Below are 17,254 nucleotides of genomic sequence, written 5' to 3'. Positions count from 1 at the left end.
ACTCTTTTTACAAAAGTACAATATCATTGGCATTCGCTACCTCAACATTTTGCTGATTAAGCTGTTGCGCTAACGTTTCTGACGAAATCCGGGTTCGGGCTACGGCTATTGTCTCCTGGTTTTCGTCTAAAATTTCAACCATTTCGCCTGTCGCAAATTCGCTCGGAACAGCCCGGACACCGACAGCCAGCAAACTCCGACGCTGTTTGAGCGCCCGTACCGCTCCAGCATCGACCAGAATCTGCCCGACGGCCAGACTGCCACTACCCAGCCAGCGATTTCGTGCCGAAAGCGTATTGGCTTGTGGGACAAACTCCGTTCCGGTTTCGCCCCGTAGAGCCCGGCCCAGGCTATCCGGCTCGTTCATACCGAAAATAACGACCCGTATACCCATGCGTGTGGCTAGTTTGGCGAAGGTCAATTTAGAAGCCATACCTCCTAATCCCAGCGATGACTTATCAGTTCGAACGACGCTGAATACCTGCTCATCGAAGGCCGTAACTTGCCGGATAATTTGGCCATTATGGTCGAGCAAACCGCCTACTGAGGTGCAAAGCATAAGAACTTTTGCCCCAAACCCTACCGCAATCAGCGTGGCCAGTTCGTCGTTGTCCGAAAACTTTAGTTCCCGATTGCTCACTACATCGTTTTCGTTGGCAATCGGAATTAGGTCGTTTGCCCACAGTTCTTCGTAAGTCTGCTTTAATTGAAGAAACTGATCCCGATTGCCAAAATGGTGACGTTCGCAAAGGCTTTGGGCGATAGAAATACCATAGATGGCGAAAAATCGGGAGTACTGATTAAGTAGCAGTAAATTACCGACAGCGGCAGCCGCTTTTCGCTGGGTTATATCGCCTTTATAATCACGAATCAGTGCCTTTCCGGCACCTACGGCACCAGAGGATACCAGCACAATCCGATATTGCTGATGCAAAGCAGCTACCTGCCGGGCAATGTCGACCATGACCGGCTCATTCGGTTCGCCGGTTGGTTTGGTAATGGATGCAGTACCGAATTTAAGGACAAGAACGGGTTTCGACATGCGGCAAAGATAGGTGGTTTTCGGAATACCGAAGTCTTACACCTGCTGAGACACCTGGTCGATAAACCTGACTTTGTTACGAAGGGCTAGTTTCAATTGCCGGAGGTAATCGGCTTTGGGTATTTCAATGGCTCCATACCGCCGTACATTGTCGTTTATAAATTGAGTATCCAGAAGCGTAAATTTCTGCTGCTGTAGAATCTGAATTAAGTAGTGAAAGGCCACTTTGGAGGCATTGCTAACGACCGTAAACATCGATTCGCCAAAGAAAGCAGAGCCTAAGGCTACGCCATACAAGCCACCCACTAACCGATTGTCGATATACGTTTCGACGCTGTGAGCCAGCCCCATATGGTGCAATTCGGTATAAGCATCAATGATTTCGTCGGAGATCCAGACGCTGTCATCTTCCGAACGGGGCTTTGAGCACCCACGCATTACGTCGCTAAAAGCTGTATTCAGGCGAATATCAAATTGATGCCGGTTCAGGACCGGACGGAGTGATTTAGCTGGTTTATAGGTATAAATGGGAATAATGGCACGCGGGTCGGGGGCGTACCAGTAAAGCGTACCGTCGGAGTCGGCCATTGGGAAAATGCCATTAATGTACCCATAAATGAGGTCATCGGCGGTGAGCTTATCCATGAAATTGGTGGATGTGTATTCTGACAAAGATAAAAAAAGCAGCCAAAAATTGATAGATCTTTTAGGGCTTTCCTACGCGAGTGAGGCCTAAATCGCATCGGCTAAGTAAGGTACTGATCAGTAACGCTTTGTTCATAAAGTAGTACCTGTCTCTTTTTCTGAACCTGGATAAAACGAACACAATCGAGCCTGATGAAAATCCTAAAAATCACCTTTTTAACCTGCGTTGCCAGCTTGCTGCTGACGCTCTACGGCCCATCCATGGCGCAAGATGCCAGACTGGGTTTATTTGAAGGACAGACCGATGTTGGTGCCGTAATGAAACCCGGTTCGGGTAGTTACAATGCTAAATCGCATCAATACCAACTATCGGGTTCGGGGTCTAATGTGTGGGGCGACCACGACGAGTTTCATTATGCATGGAAACGGATGAAAGGTGATTTCCTGCTTTACACCAGAGCGTATTTATTGGGTAAGGAAGGGGACCCACACCGGAAGGTAGGCTGGATGGTTCGTAGCCGTCTGGATGGTAAATCGGCTCATGTAAATGTCTGTACGCATGGGGATGGCAGTACATCCTTGCAGTTCAGGCGAACCACTGGGGCAACTACGGAGGAAGTCCGTACGAAGCTGGCCGGAGCGGATGTGATTCAACTCGAACGGAAAGGCAATACCTACACCATGCGGGCAGCCAAATTCGGAGAGCCTTTTGTGACAGAGCAGGTTACCGATCTGGAATTAGGTGAAGAGGTATATGTTGGCCTGTTTGTTTGCGCACATACTAAAGATGCGCTGGAGCGGGGGGTATTCCGGGATGTACGCATTAGTGTACCTGCGGCTGATAAACTCGTTCCGTATCGGGAGTATCTGGCCAGCAATCTGGAAATTCTGGAGGTTTCAACTGGGGATCGGCAGGTTCTTTTCAATGTGCCCGGCTCCATTCAGGCACCCAACTGGATGCCCAATGGCAAAACACTTCTGTACAATGGCGATGGGTTAATTTACACCTTTGATTTGGCAAAAGGTCAGCCCACAGTGCTGAACACAGGTCAGGTTAAAAACAATAACAACGACCATGTACTCTCTATGGATGGGAAAATGCTGGGGTTGAGCAGTGGAGTAAAAGAACTGGGTGGGTCAATTGTCTATACCGTTCCGTTAACGGGCGGAGAACCGAAGCAGATCACCCCCAAAGGCCCATCGTACCTGCATGGCTGGTCGCCCGATAAGAAAACGCTGGTATTTACCGGCTCGCGCAACAATGAGTTTGATATTTACAGCGTACCGTCGGAGGGAGGGGCAGAAACCCGCCTGACCGATGCAAAAGGATTGGACGATGGCCCGGAGTTTACTCCCGATGGCAAATGGATTTATTTCAACTCCGACCGTACTGGCACCATGCAAATCTGGCGAATGAAGCCGGATGGCAGCGGCCAGGAAGCGGTTACGCACGGGGATTACCACGACTGGTTTCCGCATATTTCGCCCGATGGCAAGTGGATTATTTTTCTATCATTCCTGAAAGAAGAGGTGAAGTCCAATGAACATCCGTTTTACAAGCATGTTTACCTGCGCCTGTTGCCCATTTCGGGTGTTGGAGAACCTAAAGTAATTGCGTACATCTATGGCGGCCAGGGAACCATCAATACCCCTTCGTGGTCGCCCGATAGTAAGAAAGTCGCCTTTATCAGTAATACGGCTGCCAGTAGTGTGAGTCCCATTGAAAAATAGAAGAATACGACCCTTTTTCTGTGGTTCTGCGGGATTTGTGTCGATAAGACATGAAATATTTCGCAGAATTCGCAACTTTGGTTCTTCAACTTGATCCCCTCTGATTCATGAATGTTTCTGTACGCTGGGAAGGTGTTTATCCCGCTCTCCTGACTCCTTTTACGGCTGATGATCAGCTTGACCTGCCGCTTTTTGAGAAAAATCTGCGGGCGCAGCTCGATGCGGGTGTACATGGGTTTATTATCGGCGGTTCGCTGGGCGAAGCCAGTACGCTGCTCAACGACGAAAAAATTGAGTTGCTGACATCGGCTCTGGCCGTAAGCGATGGAAATGTGCCGGTACTGGTCAACATTGCCGAGCAGGCCACCAAACAGGCCATTGCCCGCGCTCAGGAAGCCGAAAAGGCCGGAGCTGATGGGCTGATGCTGTTGCCCCCAATGCGTTATCCCGCCGATTCCCGCGAGACCGTCACATTCTTCAAATCGATTGCGCAGTCAACATCGCTGCCCATCATGATTTACAATAATCCGTACGATTATAAGATCATGACTACGGTGGCTATGTTTGAGGAACTGGCTGTATTACCCAATATTCAGGCGGTTAAAGAATCGACCCGCGATCTGACCAACGTGACCCGGATGCGTAATGCATTTGGCGAGCGATACAAATTGCTGGGTGGAGTCGATACCCTGGCGCTGGAAGCTCTTTTGCTTGGTTGCGACGGCTGGGTAGGTGGCCTGGTCGATGCATTCCCTGTCGAAACGGTGGCCATTTATGAACTGGCCAAAGCGGGGCAAATTGCCGAAGCGCTCGACATTTACCGCTGGTTCATGCCTCTACTCGAATTGGATATTCACCCAAAACTGGTTCAGTATATCAAGTTGGCAGCTACTGCCACAGGCATAGGGTCGGAATATGTACGTGCCCCCCGATTACCGCTCATAGGTGCCGAACGCGAACAGGTTCAGGAGGTTATTCAAAAAGCATTAGCAAACCGACCAGTACTAATGAGCGAAAGAGTGAAAGAGTGAAAGAGCGATTTCACCCTTTCGCTTTTTCACTCTTTCACTCTTTAAACCATGTCCGAATTTCATTTTTTCTGCATCGACGCACACACCTGTGGCAATCCGGTACGGGTCGTTACGGGGGGAAGTATTCCCTTTCTGCAAGGGGAAAATATGAGCGAGAAACGGCAGCACTTTCTGCGTGAATACGACTGGATTCGACAGGGGCTTATGTTCGAGCCACGCGGCCACGATATGATGTCGGGCAGTATTCTTTATCCGCCAACCGATCCGGCCAATGATGCCGGAGTGCTGTTTATAGAAACGTCGGGCTGTTTGCCGATGTGTGGTCACGGAACGATTGGTACGGTCACCGTAGCCATCGAGCAAAACCTCATACGTCCCAAAACTCCCGGGGTTCTGAATCTGGAAGTACCGGCTGGCCTGGTTCGGGCCGAATACCGACAGGAGGGTAAGAAAGTAACGTCGGTAAAAATTACCAACATTAAATCGTATCTGGCTGCCGAACAGCTTACCGTCGAATGCCCGGACCTGGGTACGCTCACCGTCGATGTGGCCTATGGTGGTAATTTTTACGCCATTGTTGATCCGCAGCCGAATTTTCCTGGTCTGGAACACTACAAAGCTGAACAACTCATTGGCTGGGCGCGGGTAATGCGTCAGCGAATGAATGAGCAGTACACGTTCGTTCACCCCGAAAACTCAACCATAAAAGGATTGAGCCATATTCTCTGGACTGGCAAGACCTTAGCCGAAACATCGACGGCCCGCAACGCGGTTTTTTACGGCGATAAGGCCATTGACCGCTCACCTTGTGGAACGGGGACTTCGGCCCGTATGGCGCAATGGTATGCAAAAGGAAAGCTCAAGCCTGGCGATACGTTCATTCATGAGAGTATTATTGGGTCCATTTTCAACGGACGTATCGAGGCCGAAACCGAACTGGCAGGCAAGCCCGCTATTGTTCCCAGTATTGAGGGCTGGGCCAGAATTTACGGATATAACCACCTGATCCTGGACGAAGACGACCCGTATGTACACGGATTTCAGGTCATTTAAATAAAGAGCGAAAGAATGAAAGAGTGAATGAGCGAAATTGATACGCCAGCCGGAATGCCGGACCACACTCTTTCACTCTTTCACTCTTTCACTCTTTAAAAAATGTCGCACGTTGGTATAATCGGTGGAGGAATTATTGGCCTTTGTTCAGCTTACTATCTGCATAAAGCGGGGCATAAGGTAACGTTGTTTGAACAGGCGTCTATTGCTAATGGCTGCTCTTTTGGCAATGCCGGCATGATTGTACCGAGTCATATAGTGCCTCTGGCTCAGCCCGGTATGATAGCCAAAGGGTTGCAATGGATGCTGAAATCGACCAGCCCGTTTTATGTCAAACCCCGGCTCGATGCTGATCTGATGCGCTGGGGATGGCTGTTCTATAAACATTCGACGCCCGCGCATGTGGAGCGGTCGATTCCGGTGCTGCGAGATCTTAGTTTCCTGAGCAAACGGCTTTATCAGGACCTGGCTACCCACGATGGCCTCTCCTTCGGATGGCAGGAACGGGGCTTGTTTATGCTGTACAAAACGGCGGCTGCTGAGAAAGAGATGGCCGAGGAGGCCGAAATCGCCAATCATGCTGGGGTTGAAGCCCAAATCCTGAATGGCAAGCAGGTGCAGGAGATGGAGCCGCATGTACGGGTCACGGTGCAGGGAGCGGTGTATTATCCCGGCGATGCGCATCTGAACCCCAACGAACTGATGGGAGCTCTGGTTACTTATCTACGTCAGGAAGGGGTGGCGATTTTGGAAAACCATCCGGTTACGGGATTTGGTACGTCGGGTTCCCGGGTGACGACTATTCATGCGCGGGGTTCATTCGATGTGGATGAAGTTGTTATTGCCGGAGGGGCCTGGTCGCCAGGTATTGCGCAGCAACTCGGCCTACAGTTGCCGTTACAAGGCGGGAAAGGATATAGTTTTATGCTGCCTGGTACGACAAATGCCATCCAGATACCTGCTATCATGCTGGAAGCACGCGCTACTGCAACTCCCATAGGAACTGACCTGCGCTTTGCTGGTACGCTTGAGGTAGCGGGTACGGATTTGCGGGTGAATATGAACCGGGTTCGGGGAATTGCTGATGCCATTAATCAGTATTATCCTGATATCCCGGTGGCTATGCCCGTTGCTGATTCGGTTTGGCGTGGCTTGCGCCCCTGCTCACCCGATGGGTTGCCCTATCTGGGCCGGGCCGCTCGGTACGACAATGTGGTGCTGGCGACCGGACACGGCATGATGGGCGTTAGTCTGGGGCCTGTCACCGGGAAGCTGGTCAGTGAGTTGATTGACAATTCGCGCCAAAGTATGGATACAACCGCTTTCCAACCAGATCGTTTTGCTTAATGAGTTGACGGTTTTTACAATCCTCATACACATCATGCCATCCCTGAAACCTCTACGTCTGATCGTTGTTGCCGTTTGTATGACCATTGCTTTGCCGGAAGCGAATGGCCAACCTGCTTATCTCAAAGCAATCAATCCGCAAACCAGCGATGTGCATCATCTGCTGACCCAGTACGATGCGGATTATGGCAGTCTGAGTCGATTCTATACCATAACTGGTTCGCCCGAACGACGGGAGCGATTTCAAAAGCTACACAACGAGTATCTGGAGAAACTTCAGAAGCTGGATTTCGACCGAATGACCACCGATAGCCGGGTCGATTACCTGTTGTTCCGGCGAAACCTACAGCAGGAAATGTATAAGCTGCATCAGGAAGCTGAAGAGCGAGCTTCCATAAAATCATGGTTTCCTTTTGCCGACTCGATCTATGCCGTTGAAAAGCTGCGCAGGAGGGGGCATGTTCTCAATGCACAGGCGTTGGCTGCGAACCTGAATGCATTGGGGCCGCAGATCGTGGCGGCTCAGAAAGAAGTCGAGAAAAGTGGTAAGCTGGACCCGGCTTTGGTACGACGCGCAGAATCAACGGCTCAGGGCGTACAACAGGCTTTAAAGAGTGTTTATACGTTTTATAATGCCTATGACCCGACCTTTAGCTGGTGGATGGAGAAGCCCTATCCCAGAGCCGATAGCCTGCTGAACGCGTATGTTCGGTTTTTTCAGAAAAAGGCGAAAGAAGCCGCACCTACTAAAGACGATGGCAGTGGCATAGCTGGGGTGGCCGTTGGCCGCACCGAGTTGATCCGCCAGTTGCAGGTCGAAATGATCCCGTATTCGCCGGAAGAACTGATCGAAATTGCCAACAAAGAATTCGCCTGGTGCGACCGCGAACTGCTGAAAGCATCGCGCGAAATGGGGTTTGGCGATAACTGGAAAGCGGCACAGGAGAAGATCAAAAACACCTACGTTCCCATTGGCGAACAGCCCGAAATGATTCTGGGGTTGTACAACGAATCCATTGCCTTTCTGAAAGCGAAAGACCTGATTACGATTCCCCCACTGGCCGAAGAAACCTGGCGCATGAACATGATGTCGCCCGAGCGCCAGCGGGTAGCTCCATTTTTTCTGGGTGGCGAACAGTTGCTTATTTCCTACCCAACCAGCGATATGTCGCACGCAGATAAACTGATGAGTATGCGTGGAAATAACCCCCATTTTTCCCGCGCTACGGTTCATCATGAACTTATTGCCGGGCATCATTTACAGGGTTTTATGAACAATCGGTATAAAGTATACCGCCAGTTCGATACCCCATTCTGGATTGAAGGCTGGGCTTTGTATTGGGAAATGGTCCTGTGGGACCAGGGCTTTCCCCGATCGCCGGAAGACCGGATCGGTATGCTATTCTGGCGGATGCATCGGTGCGCCCGCATTATCTTCTCGCTCAATTATCATCTCGGTCAATGGTCGCCCCAGCAATGCATCGACTTTCTGGTTGATCGGGTCGGACACGAGCGGGCCAATGCCGAAGGCGAGGTGCGTCGGTCGTTTGTTGGCGGTTACCCACCGTTGTATCAACTGGCGTATATGACAGGTGCATTTCAATTCTGGGCATTGAAAAAAGAACTGGTCGACAGTGGAAAAATGTCTTACAAGCAGTACCACGACGCGGTGATGCAGCTCAATTCGATGCCAGTAGAAATGGTTCGGGCCATTCTTACTAATCAGAAATTAGAGAAAGATTTTAAAACTAATTGGCGATTCTACGCTGTTGAATCAGCAGCACGTTGATAGGCTTACAGGAATCGTAAGCCCCAAAGTACCCACGTATTTTATTTTATTTTTTATGCTTGACTTGACAACGGTTATGCCTTCCACCCCCGATTTGTTTCAGGGTATCAATCCCGCCACTGGACAACCTTTGCCGGGAGATTTTCAGGAAGCAACAGCTACTGAAGTAGCCCAGGCCTGTGAACGGGCGGCCGAAGCATTTACCGAATATCGCAGAAAATCAGGTGCCGAGAAAGCGAAGTTTCTGGAGCAGATTGCTACCGAAATTGAAGCATTAGGTGATGAGTTGCTCAATCGGGCACAGGCTGAATCGGGCTTGCCACTTGCCCGACTGACGGGCGAGCGTGGCCGCACCACGGGTCAGTTACGGCTGTTTGCCGAATACCTGCGCGAAGGCTCCTGGGTAAATGCCCGTATCGATACAGCCTTGCCAGACCGCCAGCCATTGCCTCGCCCTGACCTCCGGAATATGTTGCGCCCACTGGGTCCGGTTGGCGTTTTTGGTGCCAGCAACTTTCCGCTGGCGTTTTCAGTGGCTGGTGGCGATACCGCTTCGGCTCTGGCGGCTGGTTGTCCGGTTGTGGTAAAAGGCCATCCGGCGCATCCGGGTACCTCTCAACTCGTTGGTGATGCTATTAGTCGGGCCGTTGAGGTGTGCGGATTACCTGCCGGTACGTTCTCGCTGGTTCAGGGTCGTACAGTGGCTGTCGGGATGGCTATCGTAGAGCATCCGGCCATTAAAGCCATTGGTTTTACGGGTTCCTGGCGAGGTGGCAAAGCACTCTTCGATGCCGCTGCCCGACGACACGAACCGATTCCGGTCTATGCCGAAATGGGGAGTACAAACCCGGTTTTCTTTTTGCCCAAACTGTTGAAAGAGAAAGGAAGTGCTATTGCGCAGGGATATGTGTCTTCCGTTACGTTAGGGGTAGGGCAATTCTGCACCAATCCTGGCCTAGCCATCGTTCAGCAATCGCCCGAATCACAGGCGTTTTTAAAGGAAGCCAGTCAGGTTGTAGCGGGTAGCCAACCCGCTACGATGTTAACCCAGGGTATTCAGCAGGCGTTTGTGAACGGACTCGGCAAACTGGGTAGTACAGAAGGGGTTCAGGTTGTGGCGCAGGCAACGAGTGCAGAAAGCTTCGCTAACGGTACGCCAACCTTACTGACGACCACGGCCGAAGCTTTATTGGCCAATCCAGCCATTGCCGAAGAAGTATTTGGCCCAAGCAGTGTTGTGGTCGAAGCCGGAAGCCGTGATGAGTTGCTGGCTGTAGCAAAAGGACTGGAGGGTCACCTGACGGCTACCGTTTACGGCACCGACGACGAATTACTGGAGTATGCCGACTTACTGGAAATTCTGGAGCAGAAAGTTGGGCGGTTGCTGATCAACGGGTTTCCAACGGGTGTAGAGGTGAGCCATGCGATGCAGCACGGTGGTCCTTATCCGGCCACAACCGATTCGCGTTCTACATCGGTGGGTACAAATGCTATACTTCGCTTTGCTCGGCCTGTTTGTTACCAGAACTTCCCGGACGCCCTGCTTCCCGATGAGCTAAAAGCCGCCAATCCATTGCACATCTGGCGGTTGGTGAATGGAAAGTTTACGAATGAGTAAGTCATTGGGACCCTTCTTTCTGAAGGGGTTCAGCCGATTTTTTTGTCATCCCGGCGAAGGAGGGATCTCAGCATGGCGCATGTTAGAGGGGCTTCTTTGCCGGGATGTATCATTTTAGATCAACTATCTAGTGAGATGCATTAGAACCTGTAGTAAGCGTATTTTTTGTCATTGCGACGCAGGAGCAATCTTCGGAGCAATCCTTTTTAGGAGTACCCGAAGATTGCTCCTGCGTCGCAATGACAAAAATGTCTTAATTTAAACAGGCTCTTAACGTTGAAAATTGCCTCTATGAACCGTCTGCTAGGCCTATCCATCGCTATTCTGATCAGTCTGGCTGGTTTTAGCCAATCTATACGTTCACCTGACAAGCCTGCTACAGACTGGAAATTAGTATGGAGTGATGAGTTTGAAACGAATGGCCCTCCAAATCCTAAAAACTGGTCGTTTGAAAAAGGCTTTGTTCGGAATCATGAAATCCAGTGGTATCAGCCCGAAAACGCCCGCTGCGAAAATGGACTACTGATTATTGAAGGACGACGGGAGCAAAAGCCGAATCCGATGTATCGGCCAACTAGCACCGATTGGCAGACCAACCGCCCGAGTATCGACTACACTGCGGCAAGTTTACATACGCGGGGTCTGCATAGCTGGCAATATGGACGATTTGAGATGCGGGGGCGTATTGATGTCCGTTCGGGTTTATGGCCTGCTTTCTGGACGCTGGGTGTAGCCGGAGAATGGCCATCTAACGGCGAAATCGATATTATGGAATATTACCGGAGTATGTTACTGGCCAATGTAGCCTGGGGTACTGCCAAACGATATACAGCGGAGTGGCGATCCGTAAAAAAGCCGATTGATACCTTCAACGATCCCGATTGGGCCAGGAAATTTCATGTCTGGCGGATGGACTGGGGCGAAACGGCCATTCGATTGTATGTTGATGACGAATTACTGAATGAGGTTTTATTAGCCGAAACGATCAATGGAGATGGCACGAAGAGTAATCCTTTTCGCCAGCCGCATTACATTTTGCTAAATCTGGCGATCGGTGGCGATAATGGGGGCGATCCAGCGAATACGGCCTTCCCGACCCGATTTGAGGTCGACTACGTTCGGGTGTATCAGAAGTGAAAAACGGGAACGTATACACACGTAAGGGTAAACTTCGGCTGTCGATTTCCTTTAGGCTACAAAATCTTCCCTTCGCACAATGAACGTACAGAAAGGCATTGCCTGCTTAACCGCTATCTGCCTGTATAGCTGGGTGGTTACTACAACCTGTTCTGCCCAGGGGGCTCAGCCCCAGCCAATCAGAATCAACGTCGATTTGCAAGCCGATAAGGGACCTCTGAAGCCTATCTGGGCCTGGTTTGGTTATGATGAGCCCAATTACACCTACATGAAAGATGGGAAAAAACTGCTGACCGAAATTTCGCAGTTGAGCAAAGTACCCGTCAATGTACGCGCGCATAGTCTGCTGGTTACGGGCGACGGGACAGCCGCGCTGAAATGGGGTTCGACCAATGCCTATACCGAAGACAAAAAAGGCAACCCGATTTATGACTGGACTATTGTCGATAAGATTTTCGATACGTATATCGAGCGGGGTATGAAACCCATTGCCCAAATTGGATTCATGCCTGAAGCACTTTCGAGCAAACCACAGCCCTACCGCCATTACTGGAAACCCGGCGATAATTACAACGACATCTACACGGGTTGGGCTTATCCACCAACGGATTACAAAAAATGGAGTGAGCTGGTTTTTCAATGGGTGAAGCATTCCATAGCCCGTTACGGCCAGAAAGAGGTCGAAAGCTGGTATTGGGAATTATGGAATGAGCCGAACATCAGCTACTGGAAAGGTACAACGGAAGAGTACATTAAGCTCTATGACTACACAGCCGATGCGGTCAAAAGGGCGTTGCCGACAGCAAAAATAGGCGGCCCCGAAGTGACAGGCCCTGGCAGCGAAGGCTCGCAGAAGTTCTTCAAAGCATTTATGGACCATGTAGTGAACGGAACCAATTATGTAACGGGCAAAACAGGTTCACCCATTGATTTCATTACATTCCATGCTAAAGGAGCGCCCAAACTGGTCAACGGGGTGGTGCAGATGAATATGGGAACTCAACTTCGCGACATTAGCAAGGGGTGTGAAATTGTAGCGTCGTATCCAACCCTGAAACATCTGCCGATTATAATTGGCGAGTCGGACCCGGAAGGTTGCGCAGCCTGTTCGGAAGACCTACACCCGCAAAACGCCTATCGGAATGGTACCATGTACTCCAGTTATACAGCCGCTTCATTTGCCCGGAAATACGATCTGGCGCAATCGCATGGCGTGAATCTGGAAGGGGCCGTTACCTGGGCGTTTGAGTTTGAAGACCAGCCCTGGTTTCGCGGTTTTCGCGATCTGGTCACAAACGGTGTCGATAAACCTGTGCTGAATGTGTTTCGAATGTTTGGTATGATGGCAGGTAATCGGGTGGCTGTGTCGGGCGGTTCTGGCTACGATTATGCCCGAATCCGGGAGCAGAGCGTACGGGCCGAGCCCGACATTAATGCCTTCGCTACAAAAGATGCAAAAACAGCTTCGGTGATGGTTTGGCATTATCACGACGACAACGTATCGACTCCCGATGCCCCCGTGTCGGTGCAGCTAAAAGGCTTGCCCGCTCAGCGCGTTCTCATTCAGCATTACCGCATCGACAAGGAATATAGTAATTCATACGAAGCCTGGAAAAAGATGGGGTCGCCCAAAACACCTACCACCGAACAGATTGCAGAACTGGAAAAAGCTGGTCAGTTACAGCTACTTACTTCACCAGCGTGGGTTACTGTAAAAAATGGCGAAGTTAGCCTGCCCTTTTCATTGCCACGTCAGGGCGTATCGCTGCTGAAGCTGTCGTGGGAATAAGCCCAAAAACAGGGTTTGTTATTTCGCATGCGGTCATTGTCGGATTGTGGCTAAACGCTTATATTAGCCGCAAATAGTTACTTATCGTATCCACCATTTATGTTCCCTTCTTCGTTTGCCTATCGCTTGCTGGCAACAGTAGTTCTATCGGTATGTTGTAGTCTTCCCGTTTCCTTTGCTCAGAAATCAAAAAACAAAGCCCCCGATCCGGCACCAGTTATCAAATTTGGCGTTATCTCACGCGAAGAGTTTGCGAAAGCCTCGGCCGACTCTACGGCCGAAGCTCTTGTGCTTTACGATTTTGGCGAGGTAACGTTTGAGGAAAATCAGGGCGAAGTCTGGTTGGTATTTACCTGCCATAGCCGAACCAGAATCAATAAAAAGTCGGCCTATAATCGGGCTACCGTTCAGATTTCTACACGACGGGGGCGGTCTGGGCAGCACGAGTATGTTTCGGAATTTGACGGCTACAGTTACAACCTAGCCAACGGTGACGTAACGATTGATCATTTCCCCAAAACGGCACACTTTTCCGAGAAAGTTTCCGATGATTATTTTCGGGAAAAATACACCCTGCCCAATGTACACGAAGGAACGATCATCGAATATAAATACACGGTTCGAACACCGTTCAGCATCCGTTACACGCCCCGAACCTGGATGTTTCAGCAGAATGTTCCTGTGAACTGGAGTGAATACCGAATTACGATACCTGATTATTTCTATTACAAAATTTTACAGACCGGGTATATCCCGATGGCAGTGAATGAACGTACCGTCAAATCGGTCGATTTGTATCCTGGCCAAAACGGAGCATCGGCATCGGCCTATCGATTTGCCATGAAAGATATTCCGGCCTTCCGCGACGAAGCCTATATTACCACCGAAGATGACTATATGGCTAAGATCGAGTTTGAACTGGCCAGTTATCAATGGGTCGATTTACGGAAACACGACCTGTCGGTAAGTTGGGCCGACCTCGACCGAACGTTGCTCAACGATGCCGACTTCGGCGGTCAGATCAAGCGCGCGCCTTTCCTTCGCGAAACGGCTAAAACTCTACTAAGTCAGCATGCCGATACACTCGGGCGGGTAACGGCGGCTTACGAATTTATTCGGAAGACCATTAAATGGAATGAAGTCGGTGGGTTTGTATCGCAGGAGGATATTAAAAAGGTATTCGAAAATAAAAAAGGGAACTCGGCCGGTATCAACCTGATGTTGGTGGCGCTGTTGCGTGAAATGGATCTCGAAGCCAATCCGGTTATTCTCAGCACCCGGTCCAATGGCCGGATCAATGAATCGTATGCACTGATCCGGAAATTTAACTACGTCGTGGCCCAGGTTACGGTTGGTGGTAAAGATATGCTGCTGGACGCTACGGACCCACTCCTGAAGCCGGGTATGCTGCCTGTTCATTGTCTGAATGGTACCGGACGGCTGGTACATTCCTCTGCCTCGCGCTTTGTTTCACTACTACCGACCGAGCGGGAGGGCAATACCTATACAGGGTCGTTTACTATTAGCGATGATGGCGAAATAACAGGTACATTCCAGCAATCGCAGGTAGGGTATAGTGCGTTGAAAGCGCGTAAGTCATTTGCCTCGGAGGGAAAAACAAAATACCTGGAAGGGCTACAGAAACGAAGGCCAATCTGGCAAATTGAGAAAGTTGATTTTTCGGGAGCAGACTGGAACAGTAGTTCATTCAATACCGATTATACGTTTTCGATTCCCGATGCCTGTGGCCGGGCGGGTGACCGACTGTATCTTCGCCCGATGCTAACCGAAGGGCATGGTATCAATCCCTTTAAAGAGCCAGAACGGCTTTATCCGGTTGATTTTGGCTATGCCAAAGAGGAAACGTTTGTGGCTACGTATACATTACCACAAGGCTATCAGGTCGAAGAAATGCCTAAACCTGTATCGATGGCCTTACCTGAGAATGCCGGTCGATTTACCTATCAGATAGGTATCAATACCGAAAATAAACTTCAGGTTGTGAGCCGAATCATGCTGCGAAAGCCAATGTATTTTGCCGAAGAGTATCCCAACCTTCGGGAACTGTTTAGCCGAATTGTGGCCAAACATGCCGAGCCGGTGATTCTGAAACGTGGTCCTGTAGCTGAAAAGAAATAAGTATGAAGCTTTTTTTACTGATGGCTCTGTTCAGCTACTCGATCGGGTGGGCTCAGAGTGAATATAAAGCCGACGCTATTCCGGCATCCCTGAAAGAGAATGCCCATAGCGTTGTTCGGCGGCACGAAACCACCTTTACCGTAAAAGCACCTGGCGAAGCGGTAAAGCGCGTACGTACTGTAGTCACTGTGCTCGACAAGGAAGCCGATGATGAGGCTACAATGGTGGTTGGCTACGATAAGCTGTCTAAAGTAACCGAACTGGAAGGTGCTCTTTATGATGCAGACGGCAAACTGATAAAACGGCTGAAAAAATCTGATATTGAGGATTACAGCACGTTCGCTGATTATAACTTCTTTGACGACCAACGAATTAAAGCGGCTAAGTTTCCCCGGCAACCAACCTATCCTTATACCGTCGAGTTTGTGGTGGAGACCACGGAACGCAATCTGATGTTTTACCCGACCTGGGCTCCGTTGAAAGAAGAACACGTGGCTCTGGAACAGGCTACCTATACCGTTTCCATGCCTGCTGGCCTGGCATTGCGTTATAAAGAAATGAATATCCCCACAGCCGGGACGTCTGCGCCAGCGGCCGATGGAGGCAAAACGTACGTCTGGAATCTGAGCAATCGACCTGCCCTGGAACTGGAACCGTTGTCGCCACCAAGTTGGGAGCAATTGCCGATCGTATATACTGCTCCAACTGATTTTGAGGTGCAGGGTTACAAAGGGAGGGTAACGTCCTGGAGCGATGTAGGAAGATTCTACTACACGCTGAACACGGGTCGTGATGCGATTCCTGCCGATCTTCGTCAGCGTATGCAGGACTTAACCCAAATGGAAACCACCTCGTTGGGTAAAGTTCGGAAGGTATACAAATTCCTACAGGACCAGACTCGATACGTAAGCATTCAGTTAGGAATTGGCGGTTGGCAAACGATAGAAGCCGATAAAGTAGCCGCCAGTAAATATGGAGATTGTAAAGCCCTGACCAATTTTACCCAGGCACTACTGAAAAGCGTTGGGGTTACGGCCTATCCGGCTTTGGTAAGGGCGGGTGATAATGAGCCAGATACTCAGGTCGATTTCCCAAGTTTTCAATTCAATCATATCATTTTGTGCGTACCTAATGGCCGTGATACGCTGTTTCTGGAATGTACCAGCCAGCATGGGCAACCCGGATACGTGGGTGATTTTACGGGTAATCGTCATGTCCTGCTTATCACACCTGATGGTGGGCGACTTGTAAAAACCCCGAGCTATCGGCCGGCCGACAACCTTCAGCAACGACGCATTTCAATCGTACTGACCGAGCAGGGAGATGCAACGGCAACTGTTAAAACACGTTATACGGGACTCCAGCAAGATGATTACGAACAGGTTATTCATGGTATGAACCGGGATGAGCAGCGAAGCTGGCTGCTCAAACGAATTCATGTGCCTGCTTTTGACCTGGCCGCTTTTACCTTTTCAGAGCAGGAAAGTTCGGTTCCTACCGTTACGGAAACCCTTTCGCTCGCCGTCAGAAAATGGGCTACGCCGAGTGGGAATCGGCTGTTTTTGCCGCTTAACCTCATGTCGGCACTGTCGCTGGCTTCGCCTATGTTACAAACCCGGCAGGCGGTTGTTGATTTAGGTATCAATCATGACTTTGAAGACAGTGATACCATTACCTACCAGATGCCCAAAGGCTACACACCCGAATTTGCCATTAAACCTGTAGCTGTGGAGTCTAAATTTGGTCAGTATACGGCGCAGGTAGAGATTGAAGGTGACCGGATCACGTATGTGCGTCATATAACTATGCATGGGGGGCGTTTTCCGGCTTCTGCTTATACGGAATGGGTCGACTTTCGGAAAAAAGTAGCCAAAGCCGATCGAATGCAGATGGTGTTTGTTAAGAATAATTAAACCAAACACTTTCCCCCCTG

At 50.1% G+C, this 17,254-nt stretch carries 12 protein-coding genes; 10 read left to right on the top strand and 2 right to left on the bottom strand.

All coding sequences use genetic code 11. The features are described from left to right. Positions 1-7: 7 nt before the first annotated feature. Both proB and aat read right to left on the bottom strand, forming a co-directional pair. Positions 8-1,042 carry a glutamate 5-kinase gene (gene proB, locus B153_RS0111550; protein ID WP_020596866.1) on the bottom strand — a complete coding sequence of 345 codons (1,035 nt, stop codon included), beginning with the start codon at positions 1,040-1,042 and terminating at the stop codon, positions 8-10. Positions 1,043-1,078: 36 nt separating this feature from the next. Next, positions 1,079-1,687: a leucyl/phenylalanyl-tRNA--protein transferase gene (gene aat, locus B153_RS0111545; protein WP_020596865.1), complete on the bottom strand. Its 609-nt coding sequence runs from the start codon at positions 1,685-1,687 to the stop codon at positions 1,079-1,081. A gap of 192 nt (positions 1,688-1,879) precedes the next feature. Between aat and B153_RS0111540 the strand changes: the two genes are divergently transcribed. The 10 genes from B153_RS0111540 (at position 1,880) to B153_RS0111495 (ending at position 17,234) form a co-directional block, all read left to right on the top strand. Continuing rightward, the gene (locus B153_RS0111540) at positions 1,880-3,418 is read left to right on the top strand and encodes a PD40 domain-containing protein (protein ID WP_020596864.1); all 1,539 of its coding nucleotides are present in this window, start codon (positions 1,880-1,882) and stop codon (positions 3,416-3,418) included. Between the two features lie 107 nt (positions 3,419-3,525). Then, positions 3,526-4,449, top strand: coding sequence for a dihydrodipicolinate synthase family protein (locus B153_RS0111535; protein ID WP_020596863.1), 924 nt, complete (start codon positions 3,526-3,528; stop codon positions 4,447-4,449). Positions 4,450-4,497: 48 nt separating this feature from the next. Continuing rightward, positions 4,498-5,502: a 4-hydroxyproline epimerase gene (locus B153_RS0111530; RefSeq protein WP_020596862.1), complete on the top strand. Its 1,005-nt coding sequence runs from the start codon at positions 4,498-4,500 to the stop codon at positions 5,500-5,502. A gap of 102 nt (positions 5,503-5,604) precedes the next feature. After that, positions 5,605-6,849, top strand: a complete 1,245-nt coding sequence (locus B153_RS0111525) for an NAD(P)/FAD-dependent oxidoreductase (protein ID WP_020596861.1) — start codon at positions 5,605-5,607, stop codon at positions 6,847-6,849. A gap of 34 nt (positions 6,850-6,883) precedes the next feature. Beyond that, on the top strand, positions 6,884-8,638 hold the full coding sequence (locus B153_RS0111520; protein ID WP_020596860.1) for a DUF885 family protein: 1,755 nt from the start codon (positions 6,884-6,886) through the stop codon (positions 8,636-8,638). A gap of 55 nt (positions 8,639-8,693) precedes the next feature. Continuing rightward, positions 8,694-10,256: an aldehyde dehydrogenase (NADP(+)) gene (locus tag B153_RS0111515; RefSeq protein ID WP_051097264.1), complete on the top strand. Its 1,563-nt coding sequence runs from the start codon at positions 8,694-8,696 to the stop codon at positions 10,254-10,256. A 291-nt stretch (positions 10,257-10,547) separates the two neighbouring features. Continuing rightward, the gene (locus B153_RS0111510; protein WP_020596858.1) at positions 10,548-11,393 is read left to right on the top strand and encodes a glycoside hydrolase family 16 protein; all 846 of its coding nucleotides are present in this window, start codon (positions 10,548-10,550) and stop codon (positions 11,391-11,393) included. Between the two features lie 79 nt (positions 11,394-11,472). Further along, the gene (locus tag B153_RS0111505) at positions 11,473-13,182 is read left to right on the top strand and encodes a GH39 family glycosyl hydrolase (RefSeq protein WP_020596857.1); all 1,710 of its coding nucleotides are present in this window, start codon (positions 11,473-11,475) and stop codon (positions 13,180-13,182) included. A gap of 99 nt (positions 13,183-13,281) precedes the next feature. Further along, positions 13,282-15,321 carry a transglutaminase domain-containing protein gene (locus B153_RS0111500; RefSeq protein ID WP_020596856.1) on the top strand — a complete coding sequence of 680 codons (2,040 nt, stop codon included), beginning with the start codon at positions 13,282-13,284 and terminating at the stop codon, positions 15,319-15,321. A 2-nt stretch (positions 15,322-15,323) separates the two neighbouring features. Continuing rightward, positions 15,324-17,234, top strand: a complete 1,911-nt coding sequence (locus B153_RS0111495; protein WP_020596855.1) for a DUF3857 domain-containing protein — start codon at positions 15,324-15,326, stop codon at positions 17,232-17,234. The last annotated feature ends 20 nt before the right edge of the window (positions 17,235-17,254 follow it).

It is taken from the genome of Spirosoma panaciterrae DSM 21099, assembly GCF_000374025.1.
Classification (GTDB): Bacteria; Bacteroidota; Bacteroidia; order Cytophagales; family Spirosomataceae; genus Spirosoma; species Spirosoma panaciterrae.
Note: the sequence above shows the minus strand (reverse complement) of the source record. Positions and strands in the feature narration are given on the sequence as shown.

Coding starts and splice junctions, on each gene's coding strand:
- proB (WP_020596866.1), bottom strand. CDS start 1,042: ATGTCGAAACCCGTTCTTGTCCTTAAATTCGGTACTGCATCCATTACC.
- aat (WP_020596865.1), bottom strand. CDS start 1,687: ATGGATAAGCTCACCGCCGATGACCTCATTTATGGGTACATTAATGGC.
- B153_RS0111540 (WP_020596864.1), top strand. CDS start 1,880: ATGAAAATCCTAAAAATCACCTTTTTAACCTGCGTTGCCAGCTTGCTG.
- B153_RS0111535 (WP_020596863.1), top strand. CDS start 3,526: ATGAATGTTTCTGTACGCTGGGAAGGTGTTTATCCCGCTCTCCTGACT.
- B153_RS0111530 (WP_020596862.1), top strand. CDS start 4,498: ATGTCCGAATTTCATTTTTTCTGCATCGACGCACACACCTGTGGCAAT.
- B153_RS0111525 (WP_020596861.1), top strand. CDS start 5,605: ATGTCGCACGTTGGTATAATCGGTGGAGGAATTATTGGCCTTTGTTCA.
- B153_RS0111520 (WP_020596860.1), top strand. CDS start 6,884: ATGCCATCCCTGAAACCTCTACGTCTGATCGTTGTTGCCGTTTGTATG.
- B153_RS0111515 (WP_051097264.1), top strand. CDS start 8,694: ATGCTTGACTTGACAACGGTTATGCCTTCCACCCCCGATTTGTTTCAG.
- B153_RS0111510 (WP_020596858.1), top strand. CDS start 10,548: ATGAACCGTCTGCTAGGCCTATCCATCGCTATTCTGATCAGTCTGGCT.
- B153_RS0111505 (WP_020596857.1), top strand. CDS start 11,473: ATGAACGTACAGAAAGGCATTGCCTGCTTAACCGCTATCTGCCTGTAT.
- B153_RS0111500 (WP_020596856.1), top strand. CDS start 13,282: ATGTTCCCTTCTTCGTTTGCCTATCGCTTGCTGGCAACAGTAGTTCTA.
- B153_RS0111495 (WP_020596855.1), top strand. CDS start 15,324: ATGAAGCTTTTTTTACTGATGGCTCTGTTCAGCTACTCGATCGGGTGG.